Genomic DNA, 19813 nt, shown 5'->3' on the forward strand with positions numbered 1-19813 from the left:
TGCCGGGACGCGCGCCGTGGCGCGGTGGCGCGGGCGTTACGATCGGATCCCGTGACCTCCGTGACCGTGCGGGTGCCCGCCAAGGTGAACCTGCAGCTCTCCGTCGGCCCGCGACGTGACGACGGCTACCACGACCTGGTGAACGTCTTCCACGCCGTCTCCCTGTTCGACGAGGTCACCGCGACCGATGTGATCACGCCCGCCGAGGACGCGATGGACGCCATGGCCGCCGTGGCAGCCGATGACGGCACGGTCACCGGCGAGGCCACGCCCCCGAACGCCGCCACCGGCACGGCCACCCCTTCCGGAGCCATGATCACGGTGAGCGTCGAGGGCGCCCCCGCGGGCCAGGTGCCGCTCGACGGGGAGAACCTCGCGGTCAAGGCGGCTGTCGCCCTGGCGGCGCGCGCCGGCCGGCCCGTGCGTGCCCACCTGGCCATCCGCAAGGCCATCCCCGTCGCCGGCGGCATGGCGGGCGGCAGCGCCGACGCGGCCGCCGCCCTGATCGCCTGCGACGAGCTGTGGGGCCTGCGCCTCGACCGGCGGGAGCTGATGGACATCGCCGCCGATCTCGGGAGCGACGTCCCCTTCGCCCTGTTCGGCGGCACGGCCGTCGGAACCGGACGCGGTGAGAAGCTCGCGCCGGTCCCTGTGACGGGCGAGTTCCACTGGGTGTTCGCGCTCGCCGAAGGCGGCCTGTCCACGGCCAAGGTGTACGGCGAGTGCGACCGGCTGCGCGAGGCCGCCGGTGAGCCGGTCGCCTGGCCGCGGGCCGACGACGCCCTCATGGCCGCGCTCGCCGCCGGAGACGTCAAGGCGCTCGGCGCGGCGCTGGCCAACGACCTGCAGCCCGCCGCGCTGGCGCTGTGCGGTCCCCTGGCCCGCACCCTCGCGGCGGGACGGGACAGCGGAGCCCTCGGGGCTCTGGTGTCCGGCTCCGGCCCCACCTGTGCCTTCCTCGCCGAGTCCGAGGCCCACGCGGCCGGCCTGGCGACGGCCCTGCGCGCGACGGGCGTCTGCCGCGAGGCCGTCACCGCGCGAGGCCCCGTCCCGGGCGCCGTGGTCGTCCCCGCCTGACTCGGGTGGTCCGCGCCTGACGATCACCTTCCCCGGGATCGTCCCGCCTGACGATCACCCTTCCTGGGGTCGTCCCCGCCTGACGATCACCTCCGCCGGGCCGTTCGCAGGGACCCGCCGAGGGCTGGGCGGGGCAAGGGCCGGGGCGGTGCGGCGGCGAGTGGGCGCGGATAGGCTTTGGGCACGATGAATCTGGTTAACCTCGAATCGGTCTCCCATGCCTACGGTCCCAAGCCCCTGCTCGGCGAGGTGTCGCTCGGCATCGAGGCCGGCGACCGCATCGGCGTCGTGGGGCGCAACGGCGACGGCAAGACGACGCTGATCTCCGTGATCGCCGGCACGCTCAAGCCCGACGCCGGGCGGGTCACGCACACCCGCGGGCTGCGCATCGGCTTTCTGTCCCAGCGGGACGATCTCGACCCTGCGGTGACCGTGCGGGAGGTCGTGCTGGGCGAGCGCGCCGAGCACGAATGGGCCGGTGACCAGGCGGTCAGGGAGATCCTGGCCAACCTCATCGGCGACATCGACCTCTCGGCGCGGGCGAGCGAGCTGTCCGGCGGCGAGCGGCGGCGCACCGCGCTCGCCCGGCTGCTCATCGACGAGCACGATCTGGTCATCCTGGACGAGCCGACCAACCACCTCGACATCGAGGCCATCGCCTGGCTGGCCGGCCACCTGTCGCAGCGCCGGTCCGCCCTGCTCGTCGTGACGCACGACCGCTGGTTCCTGGACGCGGTGTCGACCCGCACCTGGGAGGTCGTGGACGGCACGGTCCAGCGGTACGAGGGCGGGTACGCCGCGTACGTGCTGGCCAAGGCCGAGCGGGCGCGCATCGCGCAGGCGTCCGAGGAGCGCCGGCAGAACCTCATGCGCAAAGAGATCGCCTGGCTGCGCCGCGGCCCGCCCGCCCGCACGTCCAAGCCCAAGTTCCGCATCGAGGCCGCCCAGGCGCTCATCGCGAACGAGCCGCCGGTCCGCGACACCGTCGAGCTGGTGAAGTTCGCCTCGGCGCGGCTCGGCAAGACGGTGTACGACCTGGACCAGGTCACTCTGCACGCCGGAGGGCCCGGGGAGGGTCCGCTGGTGCTCGACCGGTGCACCTGGCAGTTCGGCCCGGGCGACCGCGTCGGGCTGATCGGGGTGAACGGCTCGGGCAAGTCGTCGGTGCTGCGGCTGCTCGCGGACGCGGTCCGGCCCGACTCGGGCACGGTCGTGCGTGGCAAGACGGTGCGGCTGGCCCACCTGTCGCAGGAGCTCGCCGAGCTCGACCCGAACCGCCGCGTCCTGGAGACCGTCGAGGAGATCCGCAAGTTCATCCAGGTCGGCAAGCGCGAGTGGACCGCCTCGCAACTGCTGGAGCGGCTGGGCTTCCGCGGCGAGGCGCAGTGGAAGGTCGTCGGCGACCTGTCCGGCGGCGAGCGGCGGCGGCTGCAACTGTTGCGGTTGCTCATGGACGACCCCAACGTGCTGCTGCTGGACGAGCCCACCAACGATCTCGACATCGAGACGCTGAACGAGCTCGAGGACCTTCTGGACGCCTGGCCGGGCACGCTGGTGCTGGTCAGCCACGACCGCTACTTCCTCGAGCGGGTGACCGACCGCTGCGTGGCCCTGCTGGGCGACGGCCGGCTGTCGCTGCTGCCGGGCGGCGTGGAGGAGTACCTCCAGCGCCGGTCGTCCGGCACGGCGCTGACGGCCAGGGCCGGTTCGGCTCCGGCGGGTTCGCGCGCACCGGCCGCCGGTGAGGCGGGCGGCGGGCAGCCGGAGGCCGCGCCGGCCGCGCCGGGCCTGTCGGCCCGCGAGCTGCGTGAGCTGCAGAAGGAACTGTCCCGGCTGGAGCGCCAGCTCGACAAGATCAGCGGGCGCGAGTCGGTGCTCCACGCCGCCATGGCGGACGCGGCCTCCGACTACGGCAGGCTGGCGTCCCTGGACGCCGAGCTCAAGGACCTCCGCGCACAGAAGGAAACCGTCGAACTGGAATGGATGGACCTGGCCGAAAAACTCGGCGAGTGACCCCCACAGCCCGTCCCTTGTCCCTGCCTCTTCGCTGGTAGCACTTGGTGGCGCCGACGCGGGGGGAAGGTGGTCGGCGATATCGGCGCCGGCCTGCGGCGGGACACCTCGCATGATCGGTGACCGGACGGGGGGTCAGGTGGTGTTCTGGGCTGAGTCGAAGGGGACCAGGATGGTGCGTAGGAGGGCGGCCAGGGTGTCGCGGTCGGCGGGGTCGAGGCCGGCCAGCAGCTCTCGCTCGCGCCGGAGCAGATCGGCGAACGCCTCGTCGACGCGGGTCCGGCCCTGCTCGGTCAGCGACACCAGCACTCCGCGCCGGTCTTCGGGGTCGGGCCGCCTGCGCACCAGCCGTGCGGCCGCCAGCCGGTCGATGCGGTTGGTCATCGTGCCGGAGGTGACCAGGGTGGCGCGCAGCAGGGCGCCGGGGCTCAGCTCGTACGGCGGGCCGGAGCGGCGCAGGGTCGTCAGGACGTCGAACTCCCACGGCTCCAGGCCGTGCTCGGCGAAGGACGCGCGGCGGGCGCGGTCGAGGTGGCGGGCCAGCCGGGACACCCGGCTCAGGACCTCCAGCGGTGAGACGTCGAGGTCGGGACGTTCCTGGCGCCACGACGCGACGAGCTGGTCGACCTCGTCCCGCGCGGAATCTTCGGCGGTCCCATCGCTCCGGCGCGTCGTCATGGGCAGAGTCTATCTCTCTTGACATCGAGAGATCTCGCCCAGTATGAATATCTTGATGTCGAGAGATATGTGGGACCCCGCCGTCTACGGCCGGTACGCCGACGAGCGCGCCCGGCCCTTCTTCGAGCTGATCGCCCGGGTCCGCGCCGATGATCCCGAGTACGTCGTCGACCTCGGATGCGGCACCGGCGAGCTGACCGCCGCGCTGTGCGAGCGCTGGCCGGGCGCCGCCGTCCACGGTGTCGACTCCTCGCCCGCGATGATCGCCAAGGCTCCCAAGGCTCCCAAGGCTCCCGAGGGGCCCGAGGGGCCCGAGGGGCCCGAGGGGCCGGCGTTCAGCGTGGGGGACGTCCGGTCCTGGCGTCCGGAGCGCCCGGTCGACGTGATCGTCTCCAACGCCCTGCTGCAGTGGGTGCCCGAGCACCGGGAACTGCTCCCGGGCTGGGTCGGGGCGCTGCGCCCCGGCGGCTGGCTCGCCTTCCAGGTGCCCGGCAACTTCGACGCTCCGAGCCACGCCCTGGTCAGGCAGGTCTGCGCCGGCGACGCCTGGAGGGACGAGCTCGGCGACCTGGTGCGGTACACCCCGGTCGGCGATCCCGAGGAGTACCTCTCGCTGCTGGCCGGGCTGGGGTGCGAGGTCGACACCTGGGAGACGACCTACGTCCACCTGCTCCAGGGCGAGAACGCCGTGCTCAACTGGATCATGGGCACGGCCCTGCGTCCGATGCTCGACCGCATCGGCGCCGACGAGCACAGACGCGAGGCGTTCCTCGCCGACTGCGCGCGGGTGCTCGCCGAGGCCTACCCGCGCAGGTCGTACGGCACGGCCTTCCCCTTCCGCCGCGTCTTCGTCGTCGCCCGCGCTCCACGCCCCGCCTGACCGGCGACCGCCCCGGCTCTGGGCTTCCCTGCGCGCGAGCGGTGGCCGCCCGGACCTGGCGGCTCGCCTATGCCGAACCGGTGGCCGCCCGGACCGGGGGGCTCGCCTATGCCGGACCGGTGACCGCTCGTCCGGGCGATGCGTCCCGTATTGTCCTTGATGGGACGAGGATCGTATCCGGCCGGCTGTGAGGTGAGCATGGCGCTCGAGATCGAGGACAAGTTCGATGTGCCGGCGGACTTCGCGGTACCGGACCTCGCCGCCGTCCGCGGGATCGCCGAGGCCGTCGAGCTGGTCGCGGAGAAGCTGGTGGCCGTGTACTTCGATACCGCTGACCTGCGGCTGGCCGCGCGGGGGATCACCCTGCGCCGCCGGCGGGGCGGCCACGACGCCGGATGGCACCTCAAGCTGCCCAAGGCGAAGGGTGTGCGGAACGAGGTCACCCACCCCCTGACGCGCAGCGCCAAGATCGTTCCGCGCCGCCTGTCGGACCTGGTCCTGGCGCTGACCCGGGGTGAGCCGCTCGTCCCGGTCGCCGAGCTGGAGACGGTGCGCAAGGTCACCAGCGTCCGGGACGCCGACGGCCGGCAACTGCTGGAGGTCGCCGACGACAACGTCAAGGGGACGGTGTTCGCGACGGCCTTCGGCGAGGACCGGCACGTCGAGCGCTGGCGCGAGGTCGAGGCCGAGCTGACCGGCGGCGACGAGGCGCTGCTCAAGCGGGTCGGCAAGGCGCTGCGCAAGGCCGGGGCGACCCCGGCCGGCACGCAGAGCAAACTTGCCCGGCTGCTCGGCGACCGCATCCCCGTCCCGGTCCTGGCCGAGCAGGAGGACGGCACGGCCGGCGCCGTCGTGGTCGGTTACCTGAGATCACAGGTCACCGCGCTGCTCGCCCAGGACCCCCGGGTGCGGCAGGTCGAGGAGGACGCCGTCCACCAGATGCGGGTGGCCTGTCGCCGCCTGCGCAGCGCGCTCCGGTCCTTCTCCGACGTGGTCGCCGAGACCACGGGCGTCCAGGACGAGCTGCGGTGGATCGCCGGCGTGCTCGGCGAGGTCCGCGACCTGGAGGTCATCCGCGACCGGTTCGCCCGCACACTGGACGAGCTGGAGCCCCGCCTGGTCGCCGGGCCGGTCCGCGCCCGCCTCGGCGAGGATCTCGAACGCCGCGAGGGCGAGGCGCTCGCGCGGGCCACGGAGGCGATGAAGGGCGAGCGCTACTTCGCCCTGCTGGACCGGCTGGACACGATGGTCGCCAAGCCGCCGCTCACCCCGCTCGCCGCCAGGAAGGCCGACACGACGCTCGCCAAGGTCGCCGACAGGTCCTGGCACCGCGTGGCGAAGAAGTACGACGAGGCGCGGATGATCGAGGACCCCGAGGCGCGCGAGACCGCCATGCACGACGTCCGCAAGGCCGCCAAACGGGCCAGGTACACCGCCGACGCGCTCAAGCCCCTGCTCGGCGACCGGGCGTCCGGCCTCGCCGGGCGGGCGAAGGCGGTCCAGGAGTCGCTCGGGCTCTACCTCGACGGCGTCGTGGCCCAGGAGGTCCTGCTGGAGGAGACCGAGCGGGCCCGCGAGGCGGGGGAGGACACCTTCACCTACGGCCTGCTCCTCGGCCTGGAGCGCGCCGCCGCGGAGCGCTCCCGAGCCGTCTTCCCCCGCGTCTGGGACGAGGTGACCTCGGCCGCCGGCTGACCGCGCGGAGAAACCCCTCGGCCGCCGGCTGACCGCGCGGGGCCGTCGGGAGCGTTCGGAAGGCGTCGAAGCGGTCCAGAGAGAGCCGTCAGCAGCGTTCAGAAGGCACCGAAGCGGTCAGGTGCGGTGGCGGTCGATGGCGACGATGCGCCCGCCGGCGTGGTGCAGTACCGCGATCGCGCCCTTGCGCAGGTGGAAGTCCTCCGGCCGGCCGTCGAGGCGCCGCTCGCACAGCCCGCCGATCAGCTCGGGCAGCACCTTGCCGTGGCTGCACACCGCCGTGGACAGGCCCTCATCCAGCAGCGGCAGGGTCGCCTTCAGCGTCAGCGAGCGGTCGAAGTTCGTCTCGTTCAGCACGCGTTCGGTGCGGATCGGCAGCGCCTGCCGGGCGGCGTACGGCAGCAGGGTCTGCACGCAGCGCCGGCTCGGCGAGCTGACCAGCGACGCGGGACGGTAGCCGTACAGGATGTCGCGGACGGCCTCGGCCTGCGCCTCGCCCTCCGCGTCCAGGGGGCGCAGCTCGTCATCGCCGTCCCACGCCTGCCGGGAGCCGGCGTAGGCGTGCCTGACCATCACCAGCGGCGTGGTGTCCACCGGCGCCGAGGTCAGGGCCGTGAGCAGCCCGGCGTCCCACTCGTAGGTGAGCCGGCGGCGGGCCTCGGCGACGGGGAGCCACGCGAGGTGGTCCACCTCGTCGGTGGGGTCGTGCGCCACCTCGGCCACCACCCGGGCGGCCCAGTAGTCGACGCGCTTGAGCCGCGAGCCCTTCATGTAGTGGACCGCGGGCAGGCGGCGGCCGAGCGTGGCGCTCACCCCGGTCTCCTCGGCCACCTCGCGCAGGGCGCCGGTGATGGCGTGCTCGCCCGGCTTCAGCTTGCCCTTGGGGAAGGACCAGTCGTCGTACTTCGGCCGGTGGACGACCGCCACCTCCGGGGCGCGCGGGTCGCCGCGCCAGACGACGGCGCCGGCCGCCCTGATCATTCCGCCGCTGTTCGGCGTGCCGTCAGTCATCGATCGTCCTCCACCGGCGCCGGCCGACCAGGTGTGACTGCAGGTCCAGCAGGGGATCGCCGTTCTCCGCCTGATGGTGGCGCACCCAGGTGCCCTCGCTGGTGAGCCACCAGCTGCTGGTGGTGTCGGCCAGTGACAGGTCGAGCAGTTCCGACAGGTAGGCCCGGTGCTGGGCGCTGTTGACCTTCACCAGCGCCTCCACGCGGCGTTCGATGTTGCGGCGCATCAGGTCGGCGCTGCCGATCCAGATCTCCGGCCGCCGCCCGTACCCGAACTCGTAGATGCGCGAGTGCTCCAGGAAACGGCCGAGGATGCTCCGGACCCGGATGTTCTCCGACAGGCCCGGGACCCCAGGCCGGAGCGTGCAGATGCCGCGTACGACCAGGTCCACCGGCACGCCGGCCTTGGACGCCGCGTACAGCGCGTCGATCACCGGCTCGTCGACCAGCGAGTTCGACTTGATCCGGATGCGGGCCGGGCGGCCGGCGACGTGGTGGGCGATCTCGCGCTCGATACGGGCCAGCAGTCCCGACCGCAGCGAGTGCGGGGCCACCAGCAGCCGCCGGTACGCCGAGTGGTAGGAGTACCCGGTCAGGTGGATGAACAGGTCGGTGAGGTCCTCCCCGACCATCGGGTCGGCGGTGAGCAGGCCGAAGTCCTCGTACTGCCGGGCGGTCTTGGGGTTGTAGTTGCCGGTGCCGATGTGGCAGTACTGGCGCAGCTCGCCCGACTGCTCCTGCCGCACGACCAGGGCCAGCTTGGCGTGGGTCTTCAGGCCGAGCACGCCGTAGACGACGTGGCAGCCGGCCTTCTCCAGCTTGCGGGCCCAGCTGATGTTGGCGTGCTCGTCGAACCTCGCCTTGATCTCGACCACGACGACGACCTGCTTGCCGGCCTCGGCGGCGTCGATCAGCGCGTCGACGACGGGGGAGTCGCCGCTGGTGCGGTACAGCGTCTGTTTGATGGCCAGGACGCTCGGGTCGGCCGCCGCCTGCTCGATGAACCGCTGCACGCTGGTGGAGAAGGAGTCGTAGGGGTGGTGCACGAGGATGTCGCGCTCGCGCAGCACCGAGAAGATGTCGTCTTCGGCGTGCACGGCCTCACTGGGGACGAACGGCGGGAAGCTCAACTCGCCGCGGTCGAGGTCGGCGATCGCGTGCAGGCCGGTCAGGTCGAGCGGGCCGGGCAGGCGGTAGATCTCGTGGTCGGCCACGTCCAGCTCGTCCACCAGCAGGTCGAGCACGGCGGGGCTGATGGTGTCCTCGACCTCCAGCCGCACCGGCGGGCCGAAGCGCCTCATCAGCAGTTCCTTCTCCAGGGCCTGCATGAGGTTCTCGGTGACGTCCTCGTCCACGTCCAGGTCCTCGTTGCGGGTCACCCGGAAGACGTGGTGCTCCAGGATCTCCATGCCCTTGAAGAGCTGGCCGAGGTGGGCGGCGATGACGTCCTCGAGGGGGACGAAGCGGTTGGGCGAGGCGGCGACGAAGCGGGGCAGCTGCGAGGGCACCTTGACCCGGGCGAACACCGTCTGCCCGTTGCCCGGGTTGCGCACCGTGACGGCCAGGTTGAGCGAGAGGCCGGAGATGTAGGGGAACGGGTGCGCGGGGTCCACGGCGAGCGGGGTGAGCACCGGGCGGACCCGCTCGCGGAACAGCTTGCGCATCGCCGTGCGCTCGTCCCTGTCGAGGTCGTCCCAGCGCACCACGTCGATGCCCACGTCGGCGAGCTGCGGGCAGAGCTGCTTGTGGTAGGCGGCGGCGTGCCGCTGGGCGAGGTCGTCCGCGATGGCCGCGATGCGGGCCAGCTCCTCGCGCGGCTTGAGCCCGCTCTTGGTGCGCAGCAGCAGACCGGTCGCCATCCGCCGTTTCAGGCCCGCGACCCGGACCCGGAAGAACTCGTCCAGGTTGCTGGCGAAGATGGCGAGGAAACGCACCCGTTCCAGCAGCGGCACGGCGGGGTCCTCGGCCATTTCGAGTACGCGCTGGTTGAAGGCCAGCCAGCTCTCCTCGCGGTTGAGGAAGCGTTCCTGGGAAAGCTGAGGCTCGTCGTGTCCTTCAGGGGTCGGCTGCACGATCTCGGCGGACATATGTCCAAAATGCCCTACTCGGTTGAACGACACGTTAACTTTTCGGCAACGACGGTTTTACTTCGCCCGCTCTTCGGCATCGGTGCTGGTGGAGGGCTGTGTGATCTGGGTCTCCCGGCCTTCAAGCTCGCCCTGCCCGACGTGCCTGGCGTGCTCGGTCAGCGGGACGCGTTCGACCAGCTCGATGCGCTCGACCAGTTCCACGCGTTCGCCCCGCTGGACGCGCTCGGCGCGCTCGGCGGCCAGCTTGGCGCGTCTGGCGGCCTCGCGCTCGGCCTGCCTGGCCTGCTGCTCGGCGAGCTTGGCCTCCTGGGCGCGGAGCTTCTCGCGCTCACGCTGCTCGCGGGCGACCAGCTTCTCCTCCTCGCGGCGCAGCTTGTCCTGCTCGCGCAGCTCGCGCGCCCGGGCCTTCTCCTGGTCGCGGAGCAGCCTTTCCTGCTCGCGCAGTTCGCGCGCGCGGACCTTCTCCTGCTCCTTGTGCTCCTTCTCGCGGAGCCGTTCGAGGTCTTTGAGCTCTTCTTTGGTGGGCCGGGCCAGGCTCCGCAGCTCGGCCGCGGCGGTCATCGCGGGCAGCCCGCGGGCGGTGACGGCCGTGAGCGCCGGGTGCGCCTCCAGGCCGGTGAGACCGTTCCAGGCGAGGTTGACCAGGTGGGCGGCGACCTCCTCGCGGTCGGGCTTGCGCGCGTCCAGCCACCACTGGCCGGTGAGGGCGACCATCCCGACGAGCATCTGGGCGTACATCGGGGCGAGCGTCGGGGCGTAACCGCGGTCGGCGAACTGGTCGGCCAGGACGTCCTCGACCTGGCTGGCGATGTCGCTGATGAGGCTCGCGAACGTGCCGGTGCCCGAGGCGGCGTGCGAGTCGCGCACGAGGATGCGGAACCCCTCGCTGGACTCCTCGACGTACTGCAGCAGCGCCAGCGCGGCGCGTTCGAGGCGTACCCGGGGGTGGCCGGCGTTCAGCGCGACGGCGACCAGGGCGAGCAGCCGCTGCATCTCGCGGTCGACGACGACGGCGTAGATGCCTTCCTTGCCGCCGAAGTGCTCGTACACGACGGGCTTGGACACCCGGGCGCTGGCGGCGATCTCTTCGATGGAGGTGCCGTCGAACCCCTTCTCCGCGAACAGCGTGCGGCTGACGCGGATGAGCTGCTCTCTGCGTTCCTTGCCGGTCATGCGCACGCGTGAGCGCGGTTCGGTCATGGATTCAATAATGGCTGGCCTCGCGGGCGCGGCAACCGCCAATACCCCACTTTGACGAGCTATGTCGGGTTTCTGTGGGGTGGTGGGAGCGGGAACGCGGGCACGAGGAGGAGGCACGCTCTGGGGGGTGGAAAGAGAGGGGATGAGAGATCGGGCCGCCATCGGGCGGCCCGAAAGGGAGGCTGGATCAGCCAAGCCGCTTCGCCGCCAGCCGCTCAGGAGTAGGCCACCGGACGTCGGTCGCCCAACCGGCCTGCTCGAACCAGCGGATCACGCGGGCGCTCGGGTCGATCTGCCCCTTGAGCGCGCCGTGACGGGCCGCCGTCGGGTCGCAGTGGTGCAGGTTGTGCCAGGACTCGCCGAAGGACGGGATCGCGAGCCACCACACGTTGCGGGACTTGTCGCGAACCTCGAAGGTCTCCTCGCCGAAGACGTGGCAGACCGAGTTGATCGACCAGGTCACGTGGTGCAGCAGGGCGATGCGCACCAGGCTCCCCCAGAAGAACGCGGTCAGCGCGCCGGTGATGGACCAGGTGACCAGGCCGCCGATGACGGCGGGCAGCGTCAGCGAGGCGAGGACCAGCCAGGGGAACAACCGGTGGATGCGGTGGACGTCCTTGTCGTTGATCAGGTCCTTGGCGAAGCGCTCCTGGTTGGTGCGCTCGGAGGAGAACATCCAGCCGATGTGGGCGAACAGCAGGCCCTTGGTCAGCGCCTTCCAGTCGTTGCCGAAGCGCCACGGCGAGTGCGGGTCGCCCTCCTTGTCGGAGTACTTGTGGTGGCGGCGGTGGGTGGCGACCCAGTCGATGACGCCCATCTCCAGCGACATGCTGCCGGCGATGGCGAGCACGATCTTGAGCGGGCGGTTGGCCTTGAAGGAGCCGTGGGTGAAGTAGCGGTGGAGACCGACCGTGACGCCGAGACCGGTGAACACGTAGAAGAAGAGGGTGATCGCGACGTCGCTCCAGCCGAGGAAGTGGCCCCAGGCCATCGGCACCGTCGCGACCAGCGCGAGGAACGGGACGGTCACGAAGATGACGAGCAGCACGCGTTCGAAGTTGCTCTTCGGTTCCGGCTCGAGATCCGGCCGGGGGGGCGGCGGGCTCGTACGGTCGGCGACGACTGTCATGGGCTACCTCACGTGGTTCGAGCGAAGTGTGGTTGTAGCTACGTAACCGTAACCTACGCCATCGTAAGTTCAGAATCCCTAAGCCGGAATGTGGGGAAGGTGACGGTTCGGCCCGGAACCCGTGGCGGGTCCACGCCTTGCGCATACATGCCCCCATCTGTTAAAGGGATGCACCCTCACCCCCACCAACATCAGACCGTTTCCCCGCGCTCGGTCCGTCTGCCTCCGATCAGGGCCTGGGCGTCGTGACCGGTGGCGCTTGTTGTGCGGCGGCGCCGGCGGGCGGTGCGCGAAAGCCGCGGCGGCGCAGGAGAGGGGCGGTGACGAAGACGAACAGGGCGAAGGCGGTGAGGCGCTGCAAGCCGGGCTGGGCCAAGAAGTCGCTGTGCTGGATGCCGTACACCGCGTACCAGTTGGCCGCCAGGTCGGTCACCATGATGGCGCAGGTCAGATCCACCCCGACCCTCCTGCCGAGGATCAGGAGCGCGGCCGCCGCCGTATCGAAGATCGTCAATGAGGTCCAGAACAGGTTCAGCCACCCGGGAGCCCAGTGATAGGGCCGCAGGCCGCCGCGGGCGAGGTCGACGAGGTGCGACACCGTGCCCACGAAGACCAGGGTGACGACGTACACGAGGATCAGCGCCACCGCCCATCGCGGGATGCGCCGCATCCATCCGATCACGCCGTCCATCATGGCGCTGGTCACCCGCCACCGCACAAGTGCGAGATCCTCGATCGATCATGGTCCAGGGTCTCGGACGGCACCAGTGGACGAGTCGCACAGGTGCATCCCGCCGGCTCGCCGCCGTCGTCCTGGCGCTCATCTCCGCGGATCCCATGGCCCGGCCCCCGACGCGTGACCGGCTCAAAGGCGCCCGAGCACCGCGCGGCCGAAGGGAGCGCCACAGGCACAGTGCGGGACCGGTCCCTCGTGGGTATTCTGGTCTCCGCGGTTCGGGGAAGGTGTCGCATCGGTCCGGCGTAGGGTAATTGGCAGCCCACCTGCCTTTGGAGCAGGGTTGTCCTGGTTCGAGTCCAGGCGCCGGAACTTTCCCTTATCTTGTCGCGAGCCTCCTCACAACGAGTCCGCACAGCTCGTGACTCTTCCGCGAGGGGGCTGGATCCCTCCCGGGAGACGACGGGTATTCTCACGGTGTCGGGTGGGTGGCCGAGCGGTGCCTGTACGGTTGCCGCGCGTCGGCCCGTCCGCCAATGTCTCAGCCGCGACGCCGAGGGAGCCTCAGTCCGTGAGTGTGCCGCGCCCGGCAGCCGTCATCGTCCTCGCCGCCGGCGAGGGCACCCGGATGAAGTCCGTCAAACCCAAAGTCCTCCACGAGCTGTGCGGCCGCGCGCTGGTCGACCACATGCTGGAGGCCGCCAGGGGCCTTTCCCCCGAACGCCTGATCGTCGTGATCGGGCACGCCCGTGAGCAGGTCGAGGCCCATCTCGCCGCGACCGGCCCCGACGCGCACGCCGTCGTCCAGACCGAGCAGAACGGCACCGGCCACGCCGTGCGCACCGTCCTTGAGGCGGTGGGCACGATCAACGGCACCGTCCTGGTCACCTACGGCGACACGCCGCTGCTGCGCACCGAGACCCTCGGCGAGCTGCTCGCCACGCACGCGGCCGAGGGCAACGCGGTGACCGTTCTGACCGCCGAGGTGCCCGACCCGGCCGGGTACGGCCGCATCGTCCGCGACGCCGCGGGCGCCGTCCTGTCGATCGTCGAGGACAAGGACGCCTCGCCGGAGCAGCGGATGATCAGGGAGATGAACTCCGGGGTCTACGCCTTCGACGGGCTGCTGCTGGCCGACGCGGTCAAGCGCGTCTCCACGGCCAACGCCCAGGGCGAGGAGTACCTCACCGACGTGCTGTCCATCCTGCGCGAGGAGGGGCACCGCGTCGGGGCGTACATCGCCGCCGACCACGTCGAGGTGGAGGGCGTCAACGACCGGGTCCAGCTCGCTTTCGCCCGCGGCGTGCTCAACACCCGCATCCTGCACGCCCACATGCGGGCGGGGGTCACCATCATCGACCCCGCCACCACGTGGATCGACGTCAGCGTCACCATCGAGCCGGACGCCGTGGTGCACCCCGCCACCCAGCTGCACGGCCGCACGAGCGTCGCCTCCGGCGCGGAGGTCGGGCCCGGCACCACGCTCACCGACACGGTCGTCGGCGCCGGCGCGGTGGTACGCAACGCCGTCTGCGAGGGCGCCGAGATCGGCCCCGACGCCTCGGTCGGCCCGTTCACCTACCTGCGGCCCGGCACCGTCCTCGGTCCGAGGACCAAGGCCGGCAGCTACGTCGAGATGAAGAACGCCCGCGTCGGCGCCGGGTCCAAGGTGCCCCACCTGTCCTACGTCGGCGACGCGACCATCGGCGAGGGCAGCAACATCGGCGCCGCCACGGTGTTCCTGAACTACGACGGCGTCCACAAGCACCACACCACGGTCGGCGACCACGCCCGGGTCGGCGGCGACAACATGCTCGTCGCCCCGGTCACCATCGGCGACGGCGCCTACACCGCCGCCGGGTCGGTCATCACCACCGACGTTCCCCCGGGGGCGATGGCGGTCGGCCGGGCCCACCAGCGCAATATCGAAGGGTGGGTCGCGCGCAGGCGCGCCGGCACGGCCGCGGCGGAGGCCGCCGCGCGTGCGCTCGCCGGGCGTGACGGCCACGAGGGTGGGACGAACGGCCCCGACGCACCGTCCGGGCGCGAGGGGAACGGCGGGCCGGGTACACCATCCCAGCAGGCCGAAAGCAGCGAGCGGGCCGAACCGGCCGGCGAACGATAGCGGGGAGCTTTGGAAATGAACCAGCGCGGCGAGCCGGCCGACAGGCGCGACGAGCCCTTCACGGCTCCGTCCGGTGGCCAGGCGGCCGAGGAGGTCAACATCACCGGGCGCAAGACCACCGGGGAGAAGCACCTGATGTTCTTCTCCGGCCGGGCCTATCCAGAGCTGGCCGAGGAGGTCGCGCAGCACCTCGGCATCCAGATCACGCCGACCAGGCTGCACGACTTCGCCAACGGAGAGATCTACGCCCGCTACATGGAGTCGGTGCGCGGCAGCGACGCCTTCGTCATCCAGAGCCACACCGAGCCCATCAACACGTGGATCATGGAGCACCTCATCATGGTGGACGCCCTCAAGCGGGCGTCGGCCAAGCGCATCACCGTGGTGCTGCCCTTCTTCGGCTACTCCCGCCAGGACAAGAAGGGGCGCGGCCGTGAGCCGATCACCGCGCGCCTGATGGCCGACCTGTTCAAGACCGCGGGCGCCGACCGGCTGATGTCGGTCGACCTGCACACCCCGCAGATCCAGGGCTTCTTCGACGGGCCCGTCGACCACCTGTTCGCACTGCCGGTGCTCCACCGCTATCTGAGCGGCAAGCTCGACCCGGCCGTCACCACGATCGTCTCGCCCGACACCGGCCGGGTGCGGCTGGCCGAGCGCTGGGCCGACCAGCTCGGCACCCCGGTCGCGTTCATCCACAAGCGCCGCGACCTGGACGTGGCCAACCAGGTGAAGGTGCACGAGGTCGTCGGCCAGGTGCGCGGGCGCACCTGTGTGCTGATCGACGACATGATCGACACCGGCGGCTCCATCTGCAAGGCGGCCGACGCGCTGTACGAGCAGGGCGCGACGAACGTCATCGTGGCCGCCACCCACGCGATCTTCTCCGAGCCGGCCGTCGACCGGCTGAAGAACTCGCGCATCTCCGAGGTCGTGGTCACCAACACTCTGCCCATCCCGCAGGCCAAGCGCTTCGACAAGCTCACCGTGCTGTCGATCGCCCCGCTGATCGCCCGCGCCATCAGCGAGGTCTTCAGCGACGGTTCGGTCACCAGCCTCTTCGAGGGCGACGCCTGACCTCCGCCCCCGCCCGCCTCGTGAAGCAGGCCCGCTCAGGCGGGGGCCGGGGAGCTTGGTGAGCAGGGCGCGGAGCTCGTGTTCCGCGTCCTGCCCGTGCGCGCTCCCGGTCGCCCGGCGGCGATCCGAGCGACGCGGTCGGTCGGGTAAGCTCTGAGGGTTCCGCGAGGTTCCGCGCTCGTAACGCCTTCCGCTAGGGCGGGTGAGGGTGAGCGCCGTTCTTCCTTTCCGAAGTTCCCGAGTTTCCCTAGGAGACATGCCGTGTCCGAAGTACGCATCGCCGCCGAACCGCGCTCCGAGTTCGGCAAGGGTGCCGCCCGCAAGATCCGTCGCTCCGACAAGGTCCCCGTCGTCCTGTACGGCCACGGCACCGACACCAAGCACCTGATCCTGCCGGGTCACGAGCTGCTGCTCGCTCTGCGCACGCCGAACGTCCTCATCCGCCTCCAGGGTGACGGCCTGAACGAGCTGGCGCTGCCCAAGGGCGTCCAGAAGGACCCGATCAAGGGCTTCCTCGAGCACGTCGACCTGCTGCTGGTGAAGAGCGGCGAGAAGGTCACGGTCGAGCTCCCGGTCACCACGACCGGCGACATCGCCCCCGGCGGCCTGTTCGACCAGCAGCTCCTCTCCATCGCCGTCGAGACCGAGGCCACCCACATCCCGACGGGCGTCGAGGTCGACATCGAGGGCCTGGAGGTCGGCGCGGTCGTCACCGCCGGCGACCTGAAGCTCCCCGAGGGCACCACGCTGGCCGCCGACCCCGAGACGGTCATCCTCCAGGTCACCGGGGTCCCGACCTCGGCCGAGACCGAAGAGGGCGAGGAGGGCGGCGCCGAGGGCGAGGCGGCCGCCGAGTAAGGCCGCACCCGCCGGCCGCCCGCGCCTCGCGGGCGGCCCGCACCCAACGGCAGTCCCGTATCGTCGCCAGGGCAGCCGGGCGCCCGTTCATCGGCCGCCCGGCTGCCCTGTCCGGCGTGCGGACGCCGGTCCCGCCGGCCGCGCGCCGCGGGCTCTGAGTGGAACCGAAGACGGAAGAGGTCGTCGTGGACCGCTGGTTGGTCGTCGGGCTGGGCAACCCCGGTCCCGAGTACGCCGGTAACCGGCACAACGCCGGCTTCATGGTGGTGGACGAGCTCGCCGCACGGGTCGGCGGCCGGTTCAAGGCGCACAAGTCGCGTGCCGAGATCGTCGAAGGCCGCCTCGTGGGCGCTCCCGTCGTGCTGGCCAAGCCCCGCTCGTACATGAACCTCTCCGGCGGCCCGGTCAAGGCGCTCGCCGACTTCTACAAGGTCCTGCCGGCGAACGTCATCGTGATCCACGACGAGCTGGACCTCCCGTACGGGGCGCTGCGCGTGAAGCTCGGCGGGGGCGACAACGGCCACAACGGGCTGCGCTCGCTCACCAAGTCGCTCGCCACCAAGGACTATCTGCGGGTGCGCTTCGGCGTCGGCCGGCCGCCCGGGCGCATGGACCCCGCCGACTTCGTGCTGCGCGACTTCGCCACGGGTGAGCGCAAAGACCTCCCCCTGCTCGTCGACCGCGCCGCCGACGTCGCCGAGTCGCTGATCACCTCAGGCCTGGAGGCCACCCAGAACGCCTTCCACGCCTCCGACCTCAAACCCCTCAAACCCCCGCGCTGACCTCGCCAGGTCCCACGCCGATCGCCGACGCGGCGCGGCAGGGCCGACATGGCGCGGCGGTCGTTCGCGCGTTGACACGCCCGTGCGTTCGTAAAGGGAGTTACCGGATTCCCCCAAGAGTGTCGGAGGCGACAGCTAGCATTCTCACCGAGAGTGTTCGGCCGGTCACCTTGGGGGATGCGTGCGCGAGGGGGAGAGCTCCGCTGCGGCCTTCGTGGCGCTTGCGGCCGTCAGGCCCCGTGCCCGTCTCCGTCCCCGGGCGCGGCGGCGGGTCGGTGCGGGCGGGGGGTCGTTCCGCCCGCGCTGGGTCCGGCGCTACCGGCTCTGCGCGGTGGCGGGCGATCTCGGGTGCGGGCTGGCCGCCGGCGCGGTGGCGATCGTGGTGCGGTTCGGCGAGGTCACGCCGTACGTCGCGCCGTATCTCGTGCTCAGCCTGGTGCTGCCCGTGCTGTGGGTGGCGGCCGTGGCGCTCAACCGTGCCTACGAGGCGCGGCTGGTCGGCGTGGGGCCGGAGGAGTTCCGCCGCATCACGCGGTGCGGGTTCTTCCTGACCGCCGGCGTGGCGATCGCCTCCTACGTCACCAAGACCGACCTGGCACGCGGGTACGTCGTCCTCGACCTCCCCCTCATGACCGCGCTCACCCTTTCCTCCAGATATGCCCTGCGCCTGGCGCTCCACCACCGCAGGGCGAGGGGGCGGTGCATGCGGCGGGTGGTGGCGGTCGGCCACCGGTCGTCCACCGCCGAGCTGGTCCGCCGCTTCCGGCGCGAGCCGTACCACGGCATGCAGATCGTGGGCGTGTGCCTGCCGCGGGGCGAGGCCGCCGGCACGGTCGAGGGCGTCCCGGTGTTCGGCGACTTCTCCGACGTCCCGCTGGTCGTCGGGCAGGTCGCGGCCGACACCGTGGCCGTGCTGGCGTGCCCCGAGCTCGACGGCACCGCCCTGCGCCGCCTGGCGTGGCGGCTGGAGACCACTCGCACCGACCTGGTCGTCGCCCCGGCGCTGATGGAGGTCGCCGGGCCGCGCACCACCATCAGGCCGGTGGCCGGGCTGCCGCTGCTGCACGTCGAGCACCCCGAGCTGTCGGGGTTCCGCCAGCTTCTGAAGAACCTCTTCGACCGCGCGGTCGCGCTCCTGGCCATCGCCGTGCTCGCGCCGGTCCTCGCCGCGCTCGCGGTGGCCGTCCGGTCGAGCGGCCCGGGGCCGGCGCTGTTCCGGCAGACGCGGGTCGGCAGGGACGGCGCGGAGTTCACCATCCTCAAGCTGCGCACGATGAGCCCGGACGCCGAGCGCCGCAAGGTCCACCTCGTGAGCGACGCCGACGGCGTGCTGTTCAAGATCCGAGACGATCCGCGGGTCACCCCGCTCGGGGCCTTCCTACGGCGGTACTCTCTGGACGAGCTGCCCCAGTTGTTCAACGTGCTCGCCGGTGACATGTCGCTGGTCGGCCCGAGACCGCCGCTCCCCGAAGAGGTCGCCACTTACGGGGACGACGTCCGCCGGCGGCTGGTCGTCCGCCCGGGTATGACGGGCCTGTGGCAAGTCAACGGCAGATCTGACCTTTCGTGGGAGGAATCGGTACGGTTGGACCTGCGTTATGTCGAGAACTGGTCTCTCACATTGGATCTTCAGATCCTGTGGAAGACCTGGTCGGCCGTGGCACGTGGCTCGGGCGCGTATTAGCCCGAGGTGAGGGACGACAACCCGGGTGCGCACCAGAAAGGGCATCGTGACGATACGCGACGACCACGCGCTCGCGAGAGACCTGGCGGCTGAGGCCGGCCAGAGGCTGCTGGCCCTGCGCGACCGCGAGGGGTTCGACGACCCGGTGGCGTTGCGCCACGCGGGTGACCAGGAGTCCCACGCCTATCTGGCCGAGGCGCTGGCCCGGCTGCGGCCCAGCGACAGCGTCCTGTCCGAGGAGGGCACGCGCGAGGAACGGCTCGATCCGCGCCGCCAGACCGCCGAGCGGGTGTGGATCATCGACCCGCTCGACGGCACCCGCGAGTTCGGCGAGCAGGGCCGCGCCGACTGGGCGGTCCACGTGGCCCTCTGGGAGCGCGCCTCCGGCACGCTGGTCGCCGGGGCCGTCGCGCTGCCGGCCCAGGGCGTCACGCTGTCCACCGCCGAGCCGCCCGCTCTCCCCGCCCCGCGCCGCGGCCGCGCCCGCATCGCGGTCAGCCGCACCCGCCCGCCGGAGTTCGTCAAGAAGCTCGCCCACCTCGTGGGCGCCGACCTGGTGCCCATGGGCTCGGCCGGCGCCAAGATCGCGGCGGTGATCACCGGCGAGGTCGAGGCGTACGTCCATGGCGGCGGGCAGTACGAGTGGGACTCCGCCGCCCCGGTCGCCGTCGCGCTGGCCGCCGGAGCCCACGCGAGCCGCATCGACGGGTCGCCGCTGACCTACAACCAGGAGAACCCCTCACTGCCGGATATCCTGGCTTCCCTACCGGATCTGGCGCCAACGTTGCTCGCCGGCATCCGCGACGTGCACCGATAGGGCCCACCCCGGAGGAAGAGCA

Annotated in this window: 15 protein-coding genes, 1 tRNA gene and 1 pseudogene; 11 read left to right on the forward strand and 6 right to left on the reverse strand. The window is 71.6% G+C overall.

The genetic code is table 11. The annotated features are described in order from the left end of the window. Nucleotides 1-60: 60 nt before the first annotated feature. Together ABZT47_RS12560 and ABZT47_RS12565 are read left to right on the forward strand one after the other, a co-directional pair. Nucleotides 61-1077 carry a 4-(cytidine 5'-diphospho)-2-C-methyl-D-erythritol kinase gene (locus ABZT47_RS12560; protein ID WP_354840611.1) on the forward strand — a complete coding sequence of 339 codons (1017 nt, stop codon included), beginning with the start codon at nucleotides 61-63 and terminating at the stop codon, nucleotides 1075-1077. 186 nt (nucleotides 1078-1263) lie between these two features. Further along, nucleotides 1264-3090 (forward strand): ABC-F family ATP-binding cassette domain-containing protein, encoded by a 1827-nt coding sequence (locus ABZT47_RS12565; protein ID WP_354839771.1) that lies wholly within the window; start codon nucleotides 1264-1266, stop codon nucleotides 3088-3090. 135 nt (nucleotides 3091-3225) lie between these two features. Here ABZT47_RS12565 and ABZT47_RS12570 read toward each other — a convergent pair whose 3' ends face one another. Continuing rightward, on the reverse strand, nucleotides 3226-3768 hold the full coding sequence (locus ABZT47_RS12570) for a MarR family transcriptional regulator (protein ID WP_354839774.1): 543 nt from the start codon (nucleotides 3766-3768) through the stop codon (nucleotides 3226-3228). Between the two features lie 55 nt (nucleotides 3769-3823). Here ABZT47_RS12570 and ABZT47_RS12575 point away from each other — a divergent pair, with 55 nt between their 5' ends. Together ABZT47_RS12575 and ABZT47_RS12580 are read left to right on the forward strand one after the other, a co-directional pair. Continuing rightward, nucleotides 3824-4648, forward strand: a complete 825-nt coding sequence (locus tag ABZT47_RS12575; protein WP_354839776.1) for a trans-aconitate 2-methyltransferase — start codon at nucleotides 3824-3826, stop codon at nucleotides 4646-4648. Nucleotides 4649-4846: 198 nt separating this feature from the next. Beyond that, on the forward strand, nucleotides 4847-6343 hold the full coding sequence (locus ABZT47_RS12580) for a CYTH and CHAD domain-containing protein (RefSeq protein ID WP_354839779.1): 1497 nt from the start codon (nucleotides 4847-4849) through the stop codon (nucleotides 6341-6343). A gap of 117 nt (nucleotides 6344-6460) precedes the next feature. Here the strand turns inward: ABZT47_RS12580 and ABZT47_RS12585 are convergent, their stop codons facing one another. From ABZT47_RS12585 to ABZT47_RS12605, 5 genes are all read right to left on the reverse strand, one after another. Next, a complete protein-coding gene (locus ABZT47_RS12585) occupies nucleotides 6461-7354 on the reverse strand; it encodes an NUDIX hydrolase (RefSeq protein WP_354839782.1) in 894 nt (297 codons plus the stop codon). Continuing rightward, nucleotides 7347-9440 carry an RNA degradosome polyphosphate kinase gene (locus ABZT47_RS12590; RefSeq protein ID WP_354839785.1) on the reverse strand — a complete coding sequence of 698 codons (2094 nt, stop codon included), beginning with the start codon at nucleotides 9438-9440 and terminating at the stop codon, nucleotides 7347-7349. The genes ABZT47_RS12585 and ABZT47_RS12590 overlap by 8 nt, the downstream gene beginning before the upstream one ends. A 57-nt stretch (nucleotides 9441-9497) precedes the next feature. Further along, nucleotides 9498-10643, reverse strand: a complete 1146-nt coding sequence (locus tag ABZT47_RS12595; RefSeq protein WP_354839788.1) for a TetR family transcriptional regulator — start codon at nucleotides 10641-10643, stop codon at nucleotides 9498-9500. A gap of 187 nt (nucleotides 10644-10830) precedes the next feature. Beyond that, nucleotides 10831-11772 carry a fatty acid desaturase gene (locus tag ABZT47_RS12600; RefSeq protein ID WP_354839791.1) on the reverse strand — a complete coding sequence of 314 codons (942 nt, stop codon included), beginning with the start codon at nucleotides 11770-11772 and terminating at the stop codon, nucleotides 10831-10833. A 229-nt stretch (nucleotides 11773-12001) separates the two neighbouring features. Then, nucleotides 12002-12454, reverse strand: coding sequence for a hypothetical protein (locus tag ABZT47_RS12605; RefSeq protein WP_354839794.1), 453 nt, complete (start codon nucleotides 12452-12454; stop codon nucleotides 12002-12004). Between the two features lie 293 nt (nucleotides 12455-12747). Between ABZT47_RS12605 and ABZT47_RS12610 the strand changes: the two genes are divergently transcribed. The 7 genes and pseudogenes from ABZT47_RS12610 to ABZT47_RS12640 all read left to right on the forward strand — a co-directional run bounded on the left by ABZT47_RS12610 (nucleotide 12748) and on the right by ABZT47_RS12640 (nucleotide 19791). Beyond that, nucleotides 12748-12820: transfer RNA gene (locus tag ABZT47_RS12610), tRNA-Gln, on the forward strand. A 199-nt stretch (nucleotides 12821-13019) separates the two neighbouring features. Then, nucleotides 13020-14441 (forward strand): annotated as a pseudogene (gene glmU, locus ABZT47_RS12615) (bifunctional UDP-N-acetylglucosamine diphosphorylase/glucosamine-1-phosphate N-acetyltransferase GlmU); the annotation flags it as partial. A 231-nt stretch (nucleotides 14442-14672) separates the two neighbouring features. Beyond that, on the forward strand, nucleotides 14673-15650 hold the full coding sequence (locus ABZT47_RS12620; RefSeq protein ID WP_354840614.1) for a ribose-phosphate diphosphokinase: 978 nt from the start codon (nucleotides 14673-14675) through the stop codon (nucleotides 15648-15650). 261 nt (nucleotides 15651-15911) lie between these two features. Next, the gene (locus tag ABZT47_RS12625; RefSeq protein ID WP_354839797.1) at nucleotides 15912-16508 is read left to right on the forward strand and encodes a 50S ribosomal protein L25/general stress protein Ctc; all 597 of its coding nucleotides are present in this window, start codon (nucleotides 15912-15914) and stop codon (nucleotides 16506-16508) included. 185 nt (nucleotides 16509-16693) lie between these two features. Next, the gene (gene pth, locus ABZT47_RS12630; protein WP_354839800.1) at nucleotides 16694-17290 is read left to right on the forward strand and encodes an aminoacyl-tRNA hydrolase; all 597 of its coding nucleotides are present in this window, start codon (nucleotides 16694-16696) and stop codon (nucleotides 17288-17290) included. A gap of 355 nt (nucleotides 17291-17645) precedes the next feature. Further along, nucleotides 17646-18974, forward strand: a complete 1329-nt coding sequence (locus ABZT47_RS12635) for a sugar transferase (RefSeq protein WP_354840617.1) — start codon at nucleotides 17646-17648, stop codon at nucleotides 18972-18974. 43 nt (nucleotides 18975-19017) lie between these two features. After that, complete coding sequence (locus ABZT47_RS12640) at nucleotides 19018-19791, forward strand: 3'(2'),5'-bisphosphate nucleotidase CysQ (protein ID WP_354840620.1); 774 nt, start codon at nucleotides 19018-19020, stop codon at nucleotides 19789-19791. Nucleotides 19792-19813: the final 22 nt, after the last annotated feature.

Origin of the sequence: Sphaerisporangium sp. NPDC005289 (assembly GCF_040607455.1) — a bacterium.
In the GTDB taxonomy this organism is placed as follows: domain Bacteria; phylum Actinomycetota; class Actinomycetes; order Streptosporangiales; family Streptosporangiaceae; genus Sphaerisporangium; species Sphaerisporangium rhizosphaerae.

Bases quoted from the DNA above. Each gene is read 5' to 3' on its own strand.
- ABZT47_RS12580 (WP_354839779.1), top strand. From the start codon at position 4,847: ATGGCGCTCGAGATCGAGGACAAGTTCGATGTGCCGGCGGACTTCGCG.
- ABZT47_RS12575 (WP_354839776.1), top strand. From the start codon at position 3,824: ATGTCGAGAGATATGTGGGACCCCGCCGTCTACGGCCGGTACGCCGAC.
- ABZT47_RS12565 (WP_354839771.1), top strand. From the start codon at position 1,264: ATGAATCTGGTTAACCTCGAATCGGTCTCCCATGCCTACGGTCCCAAG.
- ABZT47_RS12600 (WP_354839791.1), bottom strand. From the start codon at position 11,772: ATGACAGTCGTCGCCGACCGTACGAGCCCGCCGCCCCCCCGGCCGGAT.
- ABZT47_RS12570 (WP_354839774.1), bottom strand. From the start codon at position 3,768: ATGACGACGCGCCGGAGCGATGGGACCGCCGAAGATTCCGCGCGGGAC.
- ABZT47_RS12590 (WP_354839785.1), bottom strand. From the start codon at position 9,440: ATGTCCGCCGAGATCGTGCAGCCGACCCCTGAAGGACACGACGAGCCT.
- ABZT47_RS12585 (WP_354839782.1), bottom strand. From the start codon at position 7,354: ATGACTGACGGCACGCCGAACAGCGGCGGAATGATCAGGGCGGCCGGC.
- ABZT47_RS12595 (WP_354839788.1), bottom strand. From the start codon at position 10,643: ATGACCGAACCGCGCTCACGCGTGCGCATGACCGGCAAGGAACGCAGA.